The 19,558-nt window shown below is 46.8% G+C and carries 15 protein-coding genes; 7 read left to right on the top strand and 8 right to left on the bottom strand.

All coding sequences use genetic code 11. The features are described 5' to 3' along the window. Positions 1 to 37: 37 nt before the first annotated feature. Positions 38 to 1,177 (bottom strand): acyl-CoA dehydrogenase, encoded by a 1,140-nt coding sequence (locus tag B5Z18_RS30145; protein WP_079473297.1) that lies wholly within the window; start codon positions 1,175 to 1,177, stop codon positions 38 to 40. 240 nt (positions 1,178 to 1,417) lie between these two features. Between B5Z18_RS30145 and B5Z18_RS30140 the strand changes: the two genes are divergently transcribed. Beyond that, positions 1,418 to 2,365, top strand: a complete 948-nt coding sequence (locus B5Z18_RS30140; RefSeq protein ID WP_079473296.1) for an arginase — start codon at positions 1,418 to 1,420, stop codon at positions 2,363 to 2,365. A 6-nt stretch (positions 2,366 to 2,371) separates the two neighbouring features. On the opposite strand, the gene B5Z18_RS30135 is transcribed toward B5Z18_RS30140, so the two are convergent. After that, complete coding sequence (locus tag B5Z18_RS30135) at positions 2,372 to 3,454, bottom strand: DUF3810 domain-containing protein (RefSeq protein ID WP_079473294.1); 1,083 nt, start codon at positions 3,452 to 3,454, stop codon at positions 2,372 to 2,374. A 15-nt stretch (positions 3,455 to 3,469) separates the two neighbouring features. Here B5Z18_RS30135 and B5Z18_RS30130 point away from each other — a divergent pair, with 15 nt between their 5' ends. Beyond that, complete coding sequence (locus B5Z18_RS30130) at positions 3,470 to 4,348, top strand: fructosamine kinase family protein (RefSeq protein ID WP_159454486.1); 879 nt, start codon at positions 3,470 to 3,472, stop codon at positions 4,346 to 4,348. Here the strand turns inward: B5Z18_RS30130 and B5Z18_RS30125 are convergent, their stop codons facing one another. Next, positions 4,349 to 6,769, bottom strand: coding sequence for a PAS domain-containing hybrid sensor histidine kinase/response regulator (locus B5Z18_RS30125; RefSeq protein WP_079473291.1), 2,421 nt, complete (start codon positions 6,767 to 6,769; stop codon positions 4,349 to 4,351). Positions 6,770 to 7,014: 245 nt separating this feature from the next. On the opposite strand from B5Z18_RS30125, the gene B5Z18_RS30120 reads away from it, so the two are divergent. From B5Z18_RS30120 to plsX, 3 genes are read left to right on the top strand one after another with little or no spacing between them, the layout of a single operon-like run. Next, positions 7,015 to 7,557 (top strand): YceD family protein, encoded by a 543-nt coding sequence (locus tag B5Z18_RS30120; protein ID WP_079473290.1) that lies wholly within the window; start codon positions 7,015 to 7,017, stop codon positions 7,555 to 7,557. 12 nt (positions 7,558 to 7,569) lie between these two features. After that, the gene (gene rpmF / locus B5Z18_RS30115; protein ID WP_079473289.1) at positions 7,570 to 7,764 is read left to right on the top strand and encodes a 50S ribosomal protein L32; all 195 of its coding nucleotides are present in this window, start codon (positions 7,570 to 7,572) and stop codon (positions 7,762 to 7,764) included. Positions 7,765 to 7,816: 52 nt separating this feature from the next. Continuing rightward, positions 7,817 to 8,779, top strand: coding sequence for a phosphate acyltransferase PlsX (gene plsX, locus B5Z18_RS30110; protein ID WP_079473288.1), 963 nt, complete (start codon positions 7,817 to 7,819; stop codon positions 8,777 to 8,779). Between the two features lie 69 nt (positions 8,780 to 8,848). Here the strand turns inward: plsX and B5Z18_RS30105 are convergent, their stop codons facing one another. Both B5Z18_RS30105 and mazG read right to left on the bottom strand, forming a co-directional pair. Beyond that, on the bottom strand, positions 8,849 to 12,670 hold the full coding sequence (locus tag B5Z18_RS30105; RefSeq protein WP_079473287.1) for a sensor histidine kinase: 3,822 nt from the start codon (positions 12,668 to 12,670) through the stop codon (positions 8,849 to 8,851). A gap of 22 nt (positions 12,671 to 12,692) precedes the next feature. Then, positions 12,693 to 13,463 carry a nucleoside triphosphate pyrophosphohydrolase gene (gene mazG / locus B5Z18_RS30100; RefSeq protein ID WP_079473286.1) on the bottom strand — a complete coding sequence of 257 codons (771 nt, stop codon included), beginning with the start codon at positions 13,461 to 13,463 and terminating at the stop codon, positions 12,693 to 12,695. Positions 13,464 to 13,715: 252 nt separating this feature from the next. Here mazG and B5Z18_RS30095 point away from each other — a divergent pair, with 252 nt between their 5' ends. Next, the gene (locus tag B5Z18_RS30095) at positions 13,716 to 16,001 is read left to right on the top strand and encodes a Tex family protein (RefSeq protein ID WP_079473285.1); all 2,286 of its coding nucleotides are present in this window, start codon (positions 13,716 to 13,718) and stop codon (positions 15,999 to 16,001) included. A gap of 44 nt (positions 16,002 to 16,045) precedes the next feature. Here the strand turns inward: B5Z18_RS30095 and B5Z18_RS30090 are convergent, their stop codons facing one another. The 3 genes from B5Z18_RS30090 to B5Z18_RS30080 all read right to left on the bottom strand — a co-directional run bounded on the left by B5Z18_RS30090 (position 16,046) and on the right by B5Z18_RS30080 (position 18,479). After that, positions 16,046 to 16,570, bottom strand: coding sequence for a hypothetical protein (locus tag B5Z18_RS30090; protein ID WP_079473283.1), 525 nt, complete (start codon positions 16,568 to 16,570; stop codon positions 16,046 to 16,048). Positions 16,571 to 16,718: 148 nt separating this feature from the next. Further along, positions 16,719 to 17,498, bottom strand: a complete 780-nt coding sequence (locus B5Z18_RS30085; RefSeq protein WP_079473282.1) for an enoyl-CoA hydratase-related protein — start codon at positions 17,496 to 17,498, stop codon at positions 16,719 to 16,721. A gap of 9 nt (positions 17,499 to 17,507) precedes the next feature. Next, positions 17,508 to 18,479 (bottom strand): DUF3667 domain-containing protein, encoded by a 972-nt coding sequence (locus B5Z18_RS30080; RefSeq protein ID WP_159454485.1) that lies wholly within the window; start codon positions 18,477 to 18,479, stop codon positions 17,508 to 17,510. A 142-nt stretch (positions 18,480 to 18,621) separates the two neighbouring features. On the opposite strand from B5Z18_RS30080, the gene B5Z18_RS30075 reads away from it, so the two are divergent. Beyond that, on the top strand, positions 18,622 to 19,455 hold the full coding sequence (locus B5Z18_RS30075) for an RHS repeat domain-containing protein (protein WP_079473280.1): 834 nt from the start codon (positions 18,622 to 18,624) through the stop codon (positions 19,453 to 19,455). Positions 19,456 to 19,558: the final 103 nt, after the last annotated feature.

The raw sequence follows: 19,558 nt of genomic DNA, 5'->3' as shown, positions 1-19,558 counted from the left end.
CATAATCAGCCTAATCCTGAAAAAGACAAAATCCGCGTTACGAGAGAATGCTCCTGCTGATAACGATGCGTTGTACCTCTGAGGTACCTTCATAGATCTGAGTGATCTTGGCATCGCGCATGAGGCGTTCTACGTGATATTCTTTTACATAGCCGTAGCCGCCGTGTACCTGCACTGCCTCGGTGGTTACCCACATAGCGGTTTCGGAGGCAAATACTTTGGCCATAGAGCTGCTGAGGGTATAGTCCTGGTGCTGATCTTTATCCCATGCGGCTTTGAGGCATAACAGGCGGGCGCCTTCTATGCGGGTGGCCATATCTGCCAGTTTAAACTGGATGGCCTGGTGTTGGGCTATTTCTTTACCGAATGCTTTTCTTTCTTTAGAATACTTCAGGGCCAGTTCATACGCGCCACTGGCGATGCCGAGTGCCTGGGATGCGATGCCGATACGGCCGCCAGCGAGGGTTTTCATGGCAAATTTAAACCCGAAGCCGTCCTCTCCTATCCTGTTTTCCTTTGGCACTTTTACATCCTGGAACATCACGCTGTGGGTATCGCTGCCGCGGATGCCGAGTTTGTTTTCTTTGGCGCCGATGGTGATACCGGGCATTTCTTTTTCCACGATGAGGGCGTTGATGCCTTTACTTCCTTTTTCAGGGTGGGTTTGCGCCATTACCAGGTATACGCTGGCGGAGTTACCGTTGGTGATCCAGTTTTTGGTACCATTGAGCAGGTAATGATCTCCTTTATCTTCTGCGATCGTACGCTGGGAAGTAGCATCAGAACCGGCTTCAGGCTCACTTAACATAAATGCGCCAATTATCTGCCCGGAAGCCAGGGGTACCAGGTATTTCTGTTTTTGTTCTTCTGTACCAAATGTTTCGAGCCCCCAGCAAACGAGGGAGTTATTAACACTCATGACCACAGAGGCGGAGGCATCAATTTTTGAGATTTCTTCCATTGCCAGCACATAAGAGATCGCGTCCAGTCCTGCTCCCCCATACTTCGGGCTCACCATCATACCCAGGAAGCCGAGTTCTCCCAGTTTTTTGATCTGTTCTGTGGGGAACTTCTGGTGTTCATCCCTTTCTATTACACCTGGCAGTAATTCAGTAACAGCAAAATCGCGTGCTGCCTTTTGTATCATCAGATGCTCTTCCGTCAATTGAAAGTCCATGATTTTAATTTTATAATATGGTAATAGACTCAAATTATTTATAAATCAGCAGCTAAAAAAATAGCCCGGTTAAAATTCAACGTTGTCAACCAGAACCGGGGAAATATTGAACAAATCGCTACAATAACGCTACTGTATTGGATTTGATTCATGTATTATATACAAGTTTTTCACCATCACACGTTCCGTTGCTTTGGGCGTTCACATAAAATCCTGTAGCTTGCCTTTAATGCTATTTTTATGAAGAATATTAAAATAATAGAAGTAAAATCAGAAATAGGAGCAGGTACGCGTGGCGCCAGTTTGGGTGTAGATGCTATTAAGATTGCCGCGCTGGACTTTATGAGCAACTTTTTTGTACACTTCCCCACCGAAGCAATTGAAACGGAAAATAAGCTGTTGTTTGAACCTATCGAATCGCCCTATGCCAAAAGGATCAAAGGTACTTTTAATATGTACGAGCGTATCAGCAAAAGTGTGTGCGAAACAGTGAAGGCCAACTGGTTCCCGGTGTTGCTTTCCGGTGACCACAGTACTGCCGGCGCAACGATTGCAGGTTTAAAGATGGCCCATCCCAAAGCCAAGCTGGGCGTGATCTGGATAGATGCGCATGCCGATCTGCATACACCTTATACCACCCCTTCCGGTAATATGCATGGTATGCCGCTGGCTACCGCCATTGCGGAAGACAATATGGACTGCAAGGTGCACGACCTGGATGAGAATACCGCTAAAATGTGGAATGCCCTGAAAAATATCGGTAAAATAGCGCCGAAGGTGCTTCCGGAAGATATTGTGTTTATTTCCCTGCGGGATTATGAGAAGGAAGAAGATTACCTGATCAAGCAATATGGTATGAAGGTGATCACCACCAGTGAAGTACGCAGGAAAGGGCCGGAGAACATTTCCCGTTCTGTGTTCCGTTACCTGAGTGATTGTGAGTACATCTATGTTTCTTTTGATGTGGACAGCCTGGACGCTTCTATTTCCAAAGGTACCGGCACACCGGTAAGTAATGGATTGAGAGAGCGGGAAGCTGAGGACCTGATTGCCAAGTTCATGCAACACCGTAAGATTTGTTGTTTTGAGATCACCGAAGTAAACCCTACGCTTGACCGTGAAAACCTGATGGCAGAAATTGCCTTTAATATTTTGCAGCGCAGCGTGAATGTGCTGATGATGAACTGACGCCTGTTATAGTTTGAAATAGGCGATGAGCCAGCCGGTTACTTCGCTGTAGCTGCGGATACCTTTATCCTGTTTATTGGCTTTGAGGTAGCGGTCGTACAGCAGGGAGGAATAGGCATCTACTTTTCCCGTATAAGGTTCATAAAAATCCATGATGGCTTTATAGTCGGCTTTTACACCGGGGAGCGCCCTTTTCCAGATGTTGCGGGCGAGGGTGGTATCGCGGCGGGCAAGCTGGCGAACGCTGTAAAGGAACATATCAAAATTGGCGGCATAACGGAAATGGCTATCCGGAATGCTGGTAGCCGCCAGGTAACCTACAAAGTTGGCTTCTTCTTCCGGCGCATACCCTATCTGGTGTGCAATTTCATGACAGGAAACAAATGGCAGCAATACATCGGGAACGGTGGTATTTACCTGCGCTTCGTTGGTAAACGGGTTGAGGTAACCGGTAACACCGGGGTAGTTAAGCCAGTGGCCGAACATAGCCGGTTTTATACTGGGCGCTTTATAACGCAGGGCCGGCCAGGTTTTGGCAGCAGCATCATAAGCAGCGATGGCCCTTTCAAAAATGGGTTTGCCGGTGGTATCCGTTTTCATGACACCGGTGGTATCGCCCGTGTTGGCCTTTTCCAGGTTGACTAACTGCAGTAATGTATCCGATAAATGGTAAAGTTGCTGCGTGTTATAAGTGCCCGTAACGATACGGGTATCGCTGGTGAGGGAGTTGCGTTCGTAGTTAAAGCCCCATAATACGAGGAAGGCAAGATATGCCCCAAGCAGGAATTGAACACCGCGAAGCAGTTGAAAACCCAGGGCTTCCCAACGTGCGCGGATGAGTTTATAACATAGTTTTAACAAATAGAGTATTCCTCCGATAATCCAGGCAGTATATATTACATCGCCAATACTGAATGGAACTATACCTGTTACTTGTCTGAACGCCAAACTACTCCAATCGTACCACCTATGGAAGTAGAAATCGCCGAAGCGGTTACTCCAGGCGAATAATCCTTTTAACAACAGTATAGCCGTAAGTGTTAGTACAATACGGACGATTTTCTTTTTAATCCGGACTTTTGTCTCCATATAATGTGGCGGAACATGATAGATGAAATTCTACAAAAACAGTTAAGCACAGCACTTTCCGAACATTTGAAAGTAAAAATACATATTAATGATGCAAAAAGCGTGCATGGTGGTGATATTAACGAATCTTTTCGTATAGGCACCAACGAAGGATATTTTTTTATTAAGATGAATGATGCCGGGAAGTACCCTGATATGTTTAAACAGGAGTACGCGGGATTGCTGGAGTTGCAGGCTGCCAAAGCATTGCAGACGCCCAAACCATTGGCATACGGGAGTGTGAACGGACGGGCTTACCTGTTGCAGGAATTCCTGACGAAGGGGCAGGCAGTGGCTGATTTCTGGGATGACTTTGCTGTTTCGCTGGCGAAGCAGCATCGCGTAACGCAGCCCCATTATGGGTATGCGGGAACCAATTATGTGGGAAGTTTGAAGCAGTATAATACGCCTTATAGCAGCTGGCCGGTGTTTTATGCGTTTAACCGTTTATTGCCGCTGATCAGGATGGCTTATGACCAGCAGCTGGTAGACAGGCAGCTGGTGCAGCAGGTAGAGCGGTTGTGCCGGCAGTTGCCGCAGATTTTCCCGGTGGAAGCGCCGGCATTGCTGCATGGTGATTTGTGGTCCGGTAATTTTATGGTGGGAAGTAACGGGCGGGCCTGTGTTTTTGATCCGGCGGTGTATTATGGCCACCGGGAAATAGACCTGGCCATGGCGCGGCTTTTTGGTGGTTTTGACACGCGGTTTTATTATGCGTACCAGGCTGCCTATCCATTACAGCCGGGGTGGCAACAGCGGATAGGCATCTGCCAGTTATACCCGTTGATGGTACATTTCATTTTATTTGGCGGTAATTATTACAACAGCATGAAAGAGGTGCTGCAATCGTACTGATTATTCGCCGGGGGAGTCGATAAAATCGCGCATCTTGCCATATTCTTCTTCCACGAGTGGATAGTAGCGGTTTACATCCTGCGTAATTTCATCAAAAAGCCGGCAGATTTCTGTACTATGCAGTTCCTGGTTGATACGGAGATAATTTTCCAGTTCCTGCATTTTAGCGCTGATCCAGGTGAGGCCCACCATGGCGAAATTCGGTTTCAGTTTATGTACCTGGAATTTCATGGCTTCCCATTCGTGGTTATCTACCATTGTTTGCAGTTTGGCGATTTCATCCCGGATAGTTCTGATAAAAATTTCAAAGAGATCGGCGGCATAGGAAATATTGCTCTCATAGAGATCTGTGAGATATTTGACATCCAAATCGTTATTAAACTCAAATCCGCTTAAGTTCTGCACTTCTTCCATTATTAATTCTGTTTCGTCTTCGTTGAGATATTTATTAAAAATCTGTAATAGCTGGTCTGGTGTATAGGGTTTAGTGAGTATATCTGTTATTCCGGCGGCCCTCGCCATGGTGGCGGTGCTTTCCATTGCTACGGCGGTGGTGGCGATTACCGGCGTGGCCACATTCGGCTGTTCTTCATCTGCCCTTATTTTTTGAGCCAGTTCCATGCCATTCATGCCAGGGATACGGATATCCATGAGGATAAGGTCGTATTGCCGGGATTCGAGGAACCAGGTAGCATCCGGGCCATTGGTAGCCAGCTGATAGTTGATTTTGTATTTTTCCAGCAGGCTCATGATATAGCGCAGGTTCATCTGGTTATCTTCCACCACAAGGACCCTTGCGTCTTCAAATGACCGTTGCAGTAATTTCCTGCTTAGCTTATCTGTATTGACCGTGAGTGGCCGGCGGCTATCCAGGAAGGGGATATTAAAGCTAAAGCAGGTATTAAAGCCGGAGAGTTCTTCCACGGTGATGTTGCCACCCTGGATTTCCACAAGTTGTTTAACGATGGCGAGTCCCAGACCTGTACCACCGTATTTTTCACGGATATCGTCTTCTGCCTGTTTGTAGTTCCGGAAAATGAGTTCCAGTTTATCCTTTTTGATGCCTATGCCCGTATCGCTTACCCGGAAGCGTATCCAGAGCTTATTTTCCTGCCAGCTTTCCTGGGTGGCAGTGATGGCAATTTCGCCTTCGTTGGTGAACTTCTCTGCATTACCTAACAAATTGATTAGTATTTGGTTCAGTAGTACATCGTCGCCAATCAGCCAGGTGTTGAGGGCAGCGTCCAGTTCTGCGGTTATTTTTACGGGGCGGCGCCCCAGTTTGAGTTCAAAGGTATTGCGTAGTGACTGGATCAGTTCGCGGAGGTTGAATTCGCGTTGGTTAACCTGTATTTCCCGGGCTTCAATGCGTGAAATATCGAGAATATCACTGACTATGCCCAGCAGTATGCCGGAGGAGTTTTTCAGGATGTTAACGTATTCCTGCTGTTGCGGGTCCAGGTGGGTTTCTTCGAGCAGGTGGGCCATGCCGATGATGGCATTGAGCGGCGTACGGATTTCGTGGCTCATGCTGGCGAGGAAGTCTTTCTGGGCGCGCTGGGCTTCTTCTGCCTGGCGGCGGGCTGTTTCCAGTTCCTGTTGCAGTTTTTTCTGATCTGTAATATCTATGTGGATCCCTGCTCCGCCGGTAATGTTACCGTGGCGGTCGTATATATTGGCCGAGCTGGCGAGGATCCACCGGTTGGAGCCGTCTTTCAGCTTTATTTCCATGTCGTATACGAGGGGCACGTTTTCATCGAGCCGTTTTTTGCGGAGGGCGCGGGCGTAGGCCCGGTTATCTTCCGGTACAAAAACGTCGGTGATGTTCCGGCCGATGAGTTCCTGTTCGTTATAGCCGGAGAGGCGGCAGAAGCTTTCGTATACGCGGGTGATATTGCCTTTTACGTCTGTTTCGCACATGGCAGCGTTGAGGTTATTGAGGATAACCCTGAATTTTTCCTCATTGCGTTTTATTTCCTCCTGTACGTTGTGCCTGCGGGTGATATCGACGGCCTGCCAGATGCTGCCGCTGAATATTTCGCCGTTGAATACGGGGAGGTAATTAATTTCCCAGATATGACCGTTGCGGAAGGGCACTTCCCAACCGAACCAGGGCTTTTTTTCCTTGCGGAGGGATTTCATTTTGGCTTCCAGCGGCACATAATCGGCTACCATTGGTTTCAGATAGCGGATCAGTTCCGGATACGAGCAGTTCAGGGGGGTATTCCCATTCATATACCGGCTGAAAATGTCATTTACCCATATGCAGCGGTGTTTTTCATTGGTCACCAGCAGGCCGGCGCTGGTACTGTTGAGCCAGGCCGTTATGGGCAGGGAAAAGAGGTCCGGAGCACCGTTTAAAGGCATGCCGGCACTACCAGTAGTGTTTATTTTCTTACTGTATTTTCCTGTGGCCTTCATCGTTTTGATGGAATGGGGATACGGGTTTTCAATAAAATCGTTGAATTGTGAAAATCAGGTATAAGATAAAAGCTAATTACGTACCTTTGCGCCTCACGCCTGGATGCCACAACATCAATATGGCTGATATTTTATGATATAAATATATATATAAATAAGATATCGTTGGTGAACAAATTTATGAAATTTTTGCAATTGCAAATATTTAATTACCTTTGCATCCCTCTAAAAGTGAGGATATTGATATGAAACCACTCCGCGAATTTGATATAGCCTTTGTTGGATTAAACCCAGGGGAACATTCATTTCATTATGCTATCGGGGAGCGTTTCTTTGATAATTTCGAGGAGCCGAGGGATTTCAGTAATTGCGAGGTGAGTGTAAATCTCACTTTGGACAAGAAGAGTAACTTCTTCTTACTGAAATTTGCGATAGGTGGTAAGGTAACAGTTACCTGCGACCGGTGCGGAGAGCCCTTCGAAATGCAGCTATGGGATGATTTTAACCAGATAGTAAAGCTGGTAGAGAATCCGGAAGAGCTGGCAAGTGGAGAAGAAGATCCGGATGTATCGTATATACTGAAGACAGAGAGCCATTTGAACGTGGCAGAATTTATATACGAGTTCATCCATCTGAGCATTCCAATGCAACGTATACATCCTGACAATGCCGACGGCAAAAGCGGGTGTAATCCGAAAGTGATTGAAATGCTGGAGCAAATGAACCAGCAGGCAAAAGAAAACGATAACCCAATCTGGAAAGGATTGGATAAATTTAAGGACAATTAAAAATTAAATAAAATGCCAAATCCTAAACGCAGACATTCTCAGCAAAGATCAGCAAAGAGAAGAACGCATTATAAGGCGGTAGCGGATACATTAAGCACAGACAGCGCAACCGGTGAAGTGCACCTGAGACACCGTGCTCATTGGGTGGAAAACAAACTGTACTACAGAGGAAAAGTAGTGTTGGAAAAACAGAGCGCAGCTAAATAATAAATTATTTTACTATTTTTACCCGAGCTAACAAGAACAAACCTTGAGTTACATGAGAATCGGGCTTGATATGATGGGTGGCGATTTCGCGCCCACCGAAGCAGTAAAAGGAGTAAAATTATATTTAGACACTGTTGCATCTGAGGTGCATCTGGTTTTAATTGGAGACGAACAACAGTTAGCTCCTTTAATTGCAGCAGCACAGCTGGACCAATCAAAATATTCAGTTGTTCATTCATCCCAGGTAATCGGGATGGATGAACACCCTACCAAGGCGCTGAAAGAGAAGCCACAATCCTCCATCTCTATCGGTTTTCATTTACTGAAAAATGAAAAAATAGATGCTTTCATCAGCGCAGGTAATACCGGCGCCATGATGGTGGGCACCTATTATTCCATTAAAGCCATAGAGGGAGTGCAACGTCCTACTATATCTACTCTGGTACCCCGTGAAAACGGCACGTACGGCCTCTTGCTCGACGTAGGTATCAACGCCGACTGCAAACCTGAAAACCTGGCACAATTTGCCCTTCTCGGATCCCTATATTCCAAACATATTCTTCAGGTACCCAATCCTAAAGTTGGTTTACTGAATATCGGCGAAGAAGAAGGCAAAGGCAACCTGCTTGCGCAGGCAACTTACCCGCTGTTAAAAGAAAGCAAACAAATTAATTTCGTCGGCAACATTGAAGGAAGAGATATCCTCTCCGAAAAAGCAGATGTAATTGTATGCGAAGGCTTTACCGGAAACATCGTACTTAAGATGGCCGAATCATTCCATGAAATTGCGTTAAGACGTAATATTCAGGATGACTACATGAAAAAATTTGATTCTGAATCATATGGCGGTACTCCTGTTTTAGGCGTTTCCAAACCAGTAATTATTGGTCACGGTATTTCCCAGGAAACTGCATTTAAAAACATGATACAGCTGTCGCAGCAAATGATCGAAAGCAAACTGCTGGAAAAAATTAAAGAAAGCTTTGTAGCTAAAGACGATACACAACAGCAGTAAACGCAAAAAAATTATTTAAACGACGCTCTGGAATCCAGAGCGTCGTTTTTTTTGTGGAGGATTGCCGTATTAATGTCCCTGCAGCGGCAACTTCACATAGAACGTAGTGCCTTCGTTCAGCTTTGTTTCAAACCAGATCTCCCCTCTCGCCTGCTCGGCAATGTTTTTACACATGGCCAGTCCGAGGCCGGTACCGGAAGACTTGGTAGTGAAGTTGGGAACGAAAATGCGGGATTGTATTTCCGTGGAAATGCCTTCGCCGTTATCGGATACACTCACAATCACGTGACTATCAGAAGTCATTTGCAACCGTACCACGATCTGTCCTTTACGGTCGTCGGGGATGGCCTGTATAGCGTTCAGCAACAGGTTGGTGAACAGCCTGTTCATCTGGGTTTTATCTGCAAATACATAAAAATCGTGTGTGGGCTGCACGTAGGTAACTTCACAATCCTCATGTCCCTGGTACAAGGAGGTGAGGGAATACAATACTTCATTGAGCAGGAACTCTTCGTTGTTTGGTTCGCCAATGCGGGCAAAGGCGGAGAAGTCGGACGCAATATTGGAGAGGTGTTCGATCTGTTCCACGAGGGTGCCGGCCACTTTGCGCGACAGCTCCTTCACATTGGGTGAATCGCCGGCGATAGCGCGTTGCAGGTATTGGATGCTCAGCTTCATAGGCGTAAGCGGGTTCTTGATTTCATGGGCCACCTGCCGCGCCATTTCACGCCATGCCCCCTCCCTTTCACTTTTAGCCAGTCGCACCGCACTCACTTCCAGCTTGCGTACCATTTTATTGTATTCCTTTACCAGTGCGCCGATCTCATCATCTTTATCCCATTCTATTTCATCGTTGCGCTGACCCAGGTTTACGTGCCGGAGCTTTTCCGTTACCAGCGAGAACGAGCGGGTGATGGAATTGGTGATCAGCAGCGCCACCATTCCCGCGATGAGGAAAATGAAGGCGTTGAAATTGATGAGGGCCACGAGGAAGTTGGAGATCTGCTGGTTCAGTTCTGTTTGCGTGGCGAAATAAGGAACGTTCAGGTATGCAATCACTTCATGTGTATCATGATTACGCAGCGGCATGTAACCCGACAGGAACGGCATTACCCCGATATATTCCGTATGGATAAACTGGATCTGCTCCAGCCGGTATAAACTGTAGAATGCCTGCGGGTCTATTTTTGCAGAGATCAGCCCTTTGTCCGTCATCATTGGCTGGGTGGTTTGCTGCAGGTTGCCATCGCGGTCGTAGATATTGATATCCAGGGCCCGTTCATTAGCGATATCCGACAGGGAGCCAGCCAGCTTTTTCATCAGTTCTGAATCATACATATCCCCTACCTGGTCCAGGTCACGCTGATTTTCCAATACCTTTTCCACGTCTTTGGCTACCTCTCTCATGGTTTTGCTGAGCCGTTCGCGGTTCTGCATTTCAGAGCGGTAGATAAAGAATTTAATAGTGGTGATACCCAATATCAGGAAAGAGAAAATAACAACAAAGATGATGGTACCATGTACTTTTTTGCGGATGCTGATATTGATCAGTGCGCGCAGGTTGCTGATCCGCATCCTTGCTTTGATGAGCAGGTCGAATGCCTTGTATACAGCAATGATGAGCAGGAACAAACAGAACATGTAAGCAAACAGGGTGATGAATTCCACGAACATCCTGTTTTCCTTTACCACTATCACTACTTTTTCAGGGGTAGCGCGGTAGATCAGTTCTGAATAACCTTTGATGGATTTTACGGTAACATCTGCCGCAGGCAGTTCATGTGCATATAACCGGATGGGGAAAGGAAAATCGTTGTTATTGCTTACGAGAATGCCTTTATCGTATACAGCAAAAGAATAGGCGCCGGCGTATTCACGGCCCGGATCACTCATATCGCCTTCCACCAGCAGTTCAGGATAAAGCCGTTCGCTGCTTACAGGTTTTGGCGCCAGGGTGTATACCAGCCAGCCGGTTACTTCCCCGCCGGCGTTGTGAAATTCTTTTTTGGCGATATAGCTGTAGTCGTTGAAGCTGCGCTCATAATAATACAGGTCGTTGCCGGGCACCAGTGATGGAGAGGCTTCCGACTCGGTAAATATCTGCCGGTTAAAAGTTAATAAGCTGGCGGTATCTGCGGCAAACAGGGAGGCGCCGTTTTCATCATAGGCATACAGGTTTACCCGGAACCTGCTCAGGTAGCCCTGGAAATATTTTGGCAGGAGCAGGCTGTCGAACGCCGATTTACGGTGGGTTCTGCCGTTATGGTCCTGGAAAAAAAACTGGAGGGCTTCATCGTGTTCTATCTTTTTACCGATATCATTCAACAGCATCTCCAGGTAAGGATCCTTTTGTTTGGACAGGTCTTCCGCGAGTTTCTGACGGGCATACAGCTCCTTATGGTTGTTATAATGTACCAGTGCGCCGGAGGTGGTGATGGTGAGCAGGAAGAGCCAGAACAGAAACGGTACGGTGGCCATACTGCTTTCAAAGCGATCGGCGAGGAAGTCGAGCAGCACGATGTAGATCAGCAGCCAGATCACCATTGTAACGGAGAATGGCAGTTCCGGGTTGTGGATACGGAACAGCAGCCAGATGATGCCTACCGCTGCCAGCCAGATATATTTGGTACGGTATTGAAAATTAGTGAGTTCATTCAGCAGGTAGTTGATGATCTGGGAGAAGAACAAAAAGCTGAAAGATATGAAGCCCAGTACCATAAAGCCGATGATGCTGTAGATGATACTGTATTCCGTAAGACTGAAGGGGTTGGTTACATCAAAAGAGATCTTGGAATCTATTACCAGGCTCTGGATGAGGTCTGCCAGGAATTGTTCCACGATATAGAGGATCAGGCTGGCGATGATGATCACCACGCTCTGCGCCCATCTTTTTTTGAGTACCGGCGGGTTGATGGTTTTTACGTGTTCCCGGAAGAAGAGGATCATCCAGAAGGTGAGTAATACGTTGATCAGCAGATCGCCGAGCGAGTAGAAGATTTCATCCTTTGCATAGATCCTGGGATCGAAGATATTGAGTTCCTTGAGGTTGAACGGGAACGGGTATACGTAACTGAGTACCCGCATACCGAATACGATGAGGAACAGGAACAGGAAGCCATACAGCGGGTTGGTGGTTTTGGCCAGCAGGGTGGCAAAGAGGTTGAGGAATATAAGTACGCAGATACAACCCAGCACCCGCAGCAGTATGCTGAGGTTATTGGAGGGATGTACATGCATGCCGGTGTTGTAATCGAGGAAGAACAGCGTTTGTCCCTGTCCGTTATTTACCGGCAGGATGGTATGTTCCGGTACTACCAGGGCGGGTTGTTCCCGGAGGATGCTGTACTCCTCTCCCAGTTCTTCCTTATCGTAAAAGTGATTGACCAGGTAGTTGTTTTTAATGGCATATTCCATGCGGATGGGAATAGCCGCCACCAGGTATTGTGCGTGCCCCCGGATTGATTTTACTTTCCGGGTGATGACTTCATAATAGCCATTTTTCAGCTTCATGAACCGCTGGCCGTTTTCCAGTGTGGTTTGCAGTTCATCCGGCTGTACCTGGCTGGTATTCCAGAAGGTGAGCCAGATGCCGGTGTTATTGGAATCGTAGGCAAAGAGGTAATACTCCATGCCGGTGAGTTTGTCCAGTGTTTGCTGGTCGTAGCTGCGCTGGAAGAGGGAGGCAGTGAGGGCCGTATCTTTAGCGAGTTTTTCGAATGTTTTTTCCCGTTGATGGATACTCTTTTCCATGCTGCGTTTCACGCCCTGCGGGGACGAGTAGTACGACCAGTAGTTACTGAACAGGAAAGCGAAGGTGAACAACCAGGCTGCAATGATCAGGAGATAGCCATGTCGCAGGAAAAAAAGCCGTATTTCTTTAGAATCGATCAATGCGGGTGTATTAAAGAACGATTTACAATTGCTCTGTGGCTTTCACCTTATTCCAGAGTGTATCCATTTCCGTTAAGCTCATATCGTTGAGGGTGCGGCCCTGTTCCAGTGCCAGTACTTCCATTGCCTGGAACCGGCGCTGGAATTTTTTATTGGTACGTTCGAGGGCATTTTCCGCATCGATGTTAAGGAACCTGGAATAGTTCACCAAAGAGAACATCACGTCGCCGAATTCATCTTCCATATCATTTATATTCCCGCTGTTCACTGCTTCTTCCAGTTCATTCACTTCTTCCTTTACTTTCTCCCATACCTGTTCTGTATTATCCCATTCGAAGCCGGTTTGTTTGGCTTTTTCCTGGAGGCGCATCGCTTTTACGAGGGCGGGCAGCGACAGGGGCACGCCACTGAGTACGGATTTCTTTCCTTCTTTCAGTTTAAGTTTTTCCCAGTTTTGTTTTACCTCCTCTTCTGTATCGGCTTTTACATCGCCGTAAATATGCGGGTGGCGGTGGATGAGTTTATCGCATACGCCGTTTATAACGTCGTTTATATCAAATTTCTGCTGTTCCGAGCCTATTTTGGCGTAGAACACGATGTGCAGGAGGATATCCCCCAATTCTTCTTTGATGGACTTCCAGTCTTCATCGGTGATGGCATCCGCCAGCTCATAGGTTTCCTCGATGGTGAGCTGACGAAGCGTTTGAATGGTTTGCTTGCGGTCCCAGGGGCACTTTTCCCTTAAATCGTCCATGATCTGCAGGAGGCGATCAAATGTAGCTGTCTTTTCCATATTTTGTAAAAATAGGGATCATTTGGGGATTTTGATATTCATAGATGATTCCGGGTAAGAACAGGTACGGAGAACCAAATGCGGACGTGTAAAAATGGGGAATACTTTTTCTTGGTAAAAAGGCCATTTTAGTTACATTTGCGAGCTATTAAATGGTAGCGATTTCATGGTTTGGAGATGGTAATTTTTGTAATTATTGTGGTTACAAAACCTGGCATCTGGCAATCAAAAAATCCCAAAATGTATTGATTTATGAATCCGAAACACATTGCGCTTATTTCATCGGAGTTGGGTATTTCCGGTAAACAGGCAGAAAACACCATGACCCTGTTATCTGAAGGCTCTACGGTTCCATTCATCAGTCGTTACCGTAAAGAGGTAACGGGAAGTCTGGATGAGGTGCAGATAGGCCGTATTGAAGACCTGCAGAAGCGTTACAAGGAGGTGGATGACCGTCGTGATTTTATTATCAAAACGATCACTGAGCAGGAAAAAATGACGCCTGAGTTATTATCCAAAATAGAGAACACCTGGGTACTGGCGGAGCTGGAAGATATTTACCTGCCTTATAAGCCTAAGCGTAAAACCCGTGCTACCGTGGCCATTGAGAAAGGGCTGGAACCATTGGCTACCCTGTTGTTTGAGCAGCAGGACGGTGATATTTCAGCGGCAGAAACATTTATCAATGAGCAGGTGGCAACGTCTGAAGAGGCGTTGAAAGGTGCGCGTGATATTATTGCGGAGTGGATCAATGAAAATGCGGAGTGCCGTGATAAGCTGCGTAAATTATTTGCCAATACCGGCAAGCTCACATCTAAAGTGGTAGAAGGAAAAGAAGCCGAAGGCGATAAATATAAAGACTATTTCGAGTTTTCAGAGGATCTGCGGGAGATGCCATCCCACCGGGTGCTGGCGATATTACGGGCAGAGCACGAGGGTATCCTGTTCAGCTCTATTGCACCGGTAGAGGAAGATGCCAATGCGCTGATCAACAAACAATTTGTGACCGGTAAAGGCAAGGCGGCAGAACAGGTAACCAAAGCTGCCGCAGATGCATACAAGCGTTTGCTGCGTCCTTCCCTGGAGAATGAATTCCGGGCATCGGCAAAAGAAAAAGCGGATCAGGAAGCGATCGAAGTATTTGCGGAAAACCTGCGCCAGCTGCTGCTGGCAGCACCGCTGGGGCCTAAGGGCGTTATTGCCATTGACCCGGGTTACAGAACAGGTTGCAAAGTAGTAGCGCTGGATAACCAGGGCAATATGCTGGATAACGATGTTATTTTCCCGCTGGAAAAAAATTACAAGAGAGATGATGCAGAAGCCCTGCTGAAGAAGTGGGCGGCAAAATATGATACCGAAGCCATTGCCGTGGGTAATGGTACCGCGGGTCGGGAAACAGAGGAGTTTGTAAAGAAGATTGATTTTGGCAAAAAGATCAATGTGTTTATGGTGAATGAAAGCGGCGCGTCTGTATATTCTGCTTCAGAAGTGGCCCGTGAAGAGTTTCCGGACCATGATGTAACGGTGCGTGGCGCTATTTCTATTGGCCGCAGGCTGATAGATCCGCTGGCCGAGCTGGTGAAGATAGATCCGAAAGCTATTGGTGTAGGACAGTACCAGCATGATGTGAGCCAGTCGTCGTTGAAACAAAGCCTGGATCGCGTGGTGGTGAGCTGTGTGAACAATGTGGGTGTGAACCTGAACACTGCTTCCAAGCACCTGCTGGCGTACATTTCCGGTTTGGGCCCTTCCCTTGCGGAGAACATTGTAAAGTACCGTAAAGAAAATGGCGCATTCAGCAACCGTATGCAGCTGAAGAAAGTGCATCGTTTGGGCGATAAAGCATTTGAGCAGTGCGCGGGCTTTTTGCGTATTGAAAACGGTGATAATCCACTGGATAATTCCGCGGTGCATCCGGAGCGTTATGACCTGATCAAAGAAATGGCGGCCAAACAACACAGCACTGTACAGGACCTGATGGGTAAGGAAGAACTGCGTAAGCAAATTAATCCGAAGGATTATGTGAGCGCCGAAGTAGGTTTGCTTACTTTGGAAGATATATTGAAGGAGCTGGCCAAGCCTAGCCGTGATCCGCGTGACGAGATCTCTATTTTTGAATATGCCGAAGGCATTCATAAAATGGAGGATGTAAAGCCGGGGATGGTATTGCCGGGCGTGGTAACCAACATCACTGCATTTGGTGCATTTGTGGATATTGGTGTAAAGCAGGATGGACTGGTGCACATTTCCCATCTCTCTAATAAATTTATCAGCAATCCTAATGAAGCCGTAAAGCTGAATCAGAAGGTGCAGGTAACTGTGTTGGAAATTGATGTGGCGCGTAAGCGTATTTCATTATCGATGAAAGACAATGAGAAAGGCGGTGGCGGCGGTTCCCAGCAACAGGGAACCAGAAGGGAGCCTCGTGGCGATCAGCAGCATCAGCAGAAGAAGGTGAATAAGCCGGCGGCTAAAGAGGCGCCGCTGAACGACTTCCAGGCAAAGCTGGCCGCGTTGAAGAATAAGTTTGATAATTAAAAGAAATAGGAAAAAGGAAGGCCATACCGGTCTTCCTTTTTCTTTCAGCGTTCAAATTTCTGCATCCATTGCAGGAATTTTTCCGGGTAGTCGGTATCTCCTTTTTCGCTGAAGAGCATAAGACTTCTGTTCACTGTGAAGCCGATGTAAATGATATCCCGGTCCATATCTATGGCAATAACGGCTTCATCGTAGCCTGATTTTCCGGGCATGTATCCTTCATTAAAAAGTATTTTGTTTTCCACTTCTATGGGTGGTGTCACTTTTAATCTTTCAAAAAAAGATTTACGGGCCTTACCTATCAGTACGTTAAGCCTGTTTTTCAGCGGTTCGGTTTCAAAAAGACTGCTTTCCGCGGCGTATTTACCGTTGAATTGCAGGAAACTGTTCCAGGAAGCTACCATGTCTGTTTGAATAGTATCGCCACCAGCGATCATGGTATCGGTAGGTGGCAGGTTAGTCTGGTCGGCCAGTACAACCGCCCTTACTTTCTGGGCGGGGCTATTACATGCAAACGCGCAGATAGTGAGCGACAAAAGTGATGCAACAGGAATCCTTCTCGCACTCATGGTTAAATTTTTTTTATTTGATACTAAGGGGGCTACAACAACTATCGGGCACCACTTTCCCGGCAGTTAACAACATAATTTTTTTATCAGTGGAAGGTTAACAAGTCAAATAATAAAATAGTTTAATGGTTTTCAATAAAGTTCCGGGCTATTTTCCTTTGAATACAGGAGGTCTTTTTTCAATAAACGCCTGCATGCCTTCCTTCTGATCTTCAGATGCAAAGAGAAGATAAAAATTTTTACGTTCAAAATGTAATCCTTCTTCCAGGCTGGTATCAAAAGCTTTCAAAACGGCTTCTTTAGCCATTTTAAGCGCTACAGGGCTCATGGCAGCCGTTGCTGCGGCCAATTTTATAGCTTCCTGCAGGAAGAGTTCCACGGGCACAATACGGTTAATTAATCCGGCCCGGAGTGCTTCTTCTGCGGTGATAAAGCGGCCGGTAAGCACCATTTCCATAGCGAGGGCTTTCCCCACTGCGCGGGTAAGGCGCTGGGTGCCGCCGGCGCCGGGCATTACGCCCAGTTTTATTTCCGGTTGTCCGAAGCGGGCGGTTTCGCTGGCCACGATCATATCGCAGAGCATCATGAGTTCGCAGCCGCCGCCGAGGGCGAAGCCGCTAACCGCTGCTATAATAGGTTTCTTTATTTTTTTGATGGTGTCCCAGGTGCTGAACTGATCGATATTATACATATCTATGGCAGATTTCCCTGCCATTTGTTTTATATCGGCGCCGGCGGCGAAAGCTTTTTCGTTGCCGCTGAGGACAATTACCCGCACCTCGTCGTCCGCATCAAGGATTTTCAGGGCGTCTCTCAGTTCGCCCATGAGTTGCAGGTTTAATGCATTCAGTTCTTTTGGGCGGTTCAATTGGATGTGGGCAACATAGGGCGCCACTTGCTGGTGTATGATAATAAATTCCGGTTGCATCTTTTAAAGTTAAAGAAATATCATAAACATCAGTAAAATGTAGACCAGGAATACAATAGCGGTTGACATGATATAAGCCACGCTCAGCACAATGCCTTTTAACAGGGATTTCCGAAAGCTTTGCTGGTAGTTATTCCAGAGCGCCAGCACCAGGTAAATGAAGATGATCCACCAGCCTATGGTCATGAAGATATCGTTATGGAAAATAAATTCCAGGAGAAGACCGGCCAGCCCGGTAATAAAGGCAAAAGAATGCAGGTGGATGGCAAAGATGGCGTGATCGGCGTACAACCACTTTTTCTTTTTGCGGTACATCCATTTCATGAACAGGGCAAAAAGCGGCAGCAGGATAAACATCAGTTTGGGCACATTATGATTGAACATTTCTATAATGGCCTTTTTTGAGTCTTCTCCGTATTTCTGCCGGACGCCGATGATCCGCCGGTACACCATCTTCTCTGCGCCATGAAGGCGTGCTGAGTCTGGCAATTGCCGTTGTACCGCATCAAATTCTTCCACGGTCTGATAGTGGTTAATACTCCTCTTTTTGCCGGTGGAAGAGCTATCCTGAGAAAGGACCAGGTCCAGCGCTTCAACGCCTGTTTTCACGGAATCGCTGATCCGGGACCTTTCCGTCACAAATTCACCGGAGTCATCTTCGCTGCCGTGTTGCAGGGTAAACAGGCCGAAAAAGAAAACGAAGGATATAAAGACGTATAATTTTATTGGATTAACGTAACGTACTCTTTTGCCGGCCATATACTCCCGGGAAAGGAATCCTGGTCTGAAAAGGAGGTATTTCAGGGTGGTCAGGAACTGGGAATCGTAGTGAAAGATATCTGCCACGAAGTGTTTAACCAGGTGGGTGAATGTTTCATGTGGTACGGTATTTTCCTGTCCGCAGTGTGTACAGTACCTTTCAGGCACTTCTGTACCACAGTTAAGACAGTTTTTCTCCTTACGTAAGGGTTGTGATTTCAAGAGATTTAGATATTTTTGGTTGTAACAGCCGGCAAGATAAAAAAGAAATGACGAATTATACCCGGATAAAGTCCGGTTAAAAAATTTTAATATGATTTTTGCGTTTTACCTTTGAACATTCAAAATCAGCGATTTTACGGGCATGAAGAAAACGATCCTACTGGCACTGAGTATACTGGCATTTGCAGCCAGGGGTTTTAGTCAATATTACTTCCAGGACATTTACAATACCCAGCAAACGGTGGCGACGATGGCGCTGCTAAAGGAAAACAAGGTAAAAACGCAGCAGGTGCTGACGCTGGATGCCGACATGCAACCGGACCGGGACTTTCGTTGTGAGCGCAACCTGAACCCCACCTACCGGCAAATGAAGGCGCAAACACAGTCCAGCTCCACCGGTTATTCTGCCATGACCTCCACTTTTTCCGCCAAGGGGCAGCTGATCAGAACGGTAGACAGTTCCGGTGCAAGTATAACTACTACGCAATACCGCTACGACGAAGGCGGGCGGTTGCAATATATCAGCAGCACCTCCATTGCGCGCGACAGCAAGCTTCGTTTTGATGAAAGCCGGACGTACCGTTATGATACGGCGGGACGGTTGCAGCAGCTGATACAGCGTAAAGGCGGCGATTCCACCGTGGTAGCTTTTAAAACCGACAGTGCGGGGAATGTGATTGAGGAGCAGGATACGCGTCGTGGCACACGGATTTATTACAACTACGACAAGGCGGGCCGGCTAACGGATGTATACCGTTATCAGCCTGCGAAGAAGCGTATGTTGCCGGACTATATCTTTGAGTATAATGCACAGGGAAAGCTGGTGAAGATGACTACCGTTAACGCACAAACGTCGTCGTATACGATCTGGCAATACGAATATCAGCCGAATGGATTACCTTTGAGTGAAACCTGCTATGGTAAAGGAAAGGAGTTGTTAGGGATGGTGAAATACGGCTATGAGCTGAATCCTTAGATGCAGTTAAAAAAAAAGGAATTCGTAAAATATTTTAATTCAGCGTTAAAAAAATTTTGCAGCTTCAAAAAGATTCCTATCTTTGCAATCCCAACAAAAAAAG

It is taken from the genome of Chitinophaga ginsengisegetis (assembly GCF_900168065.1).
Lineage (GTDB): Bacteria > Bacteroidota > Bacteroidia > Chitinophagales > Chitinophagaceae > Chitinophaga > Chitinophaga ginsengisegetis.
Note: the sequence above shows the minus strand (reverse complement) of the source record. Positions and strands in the feature narration are given on the sequence as shown.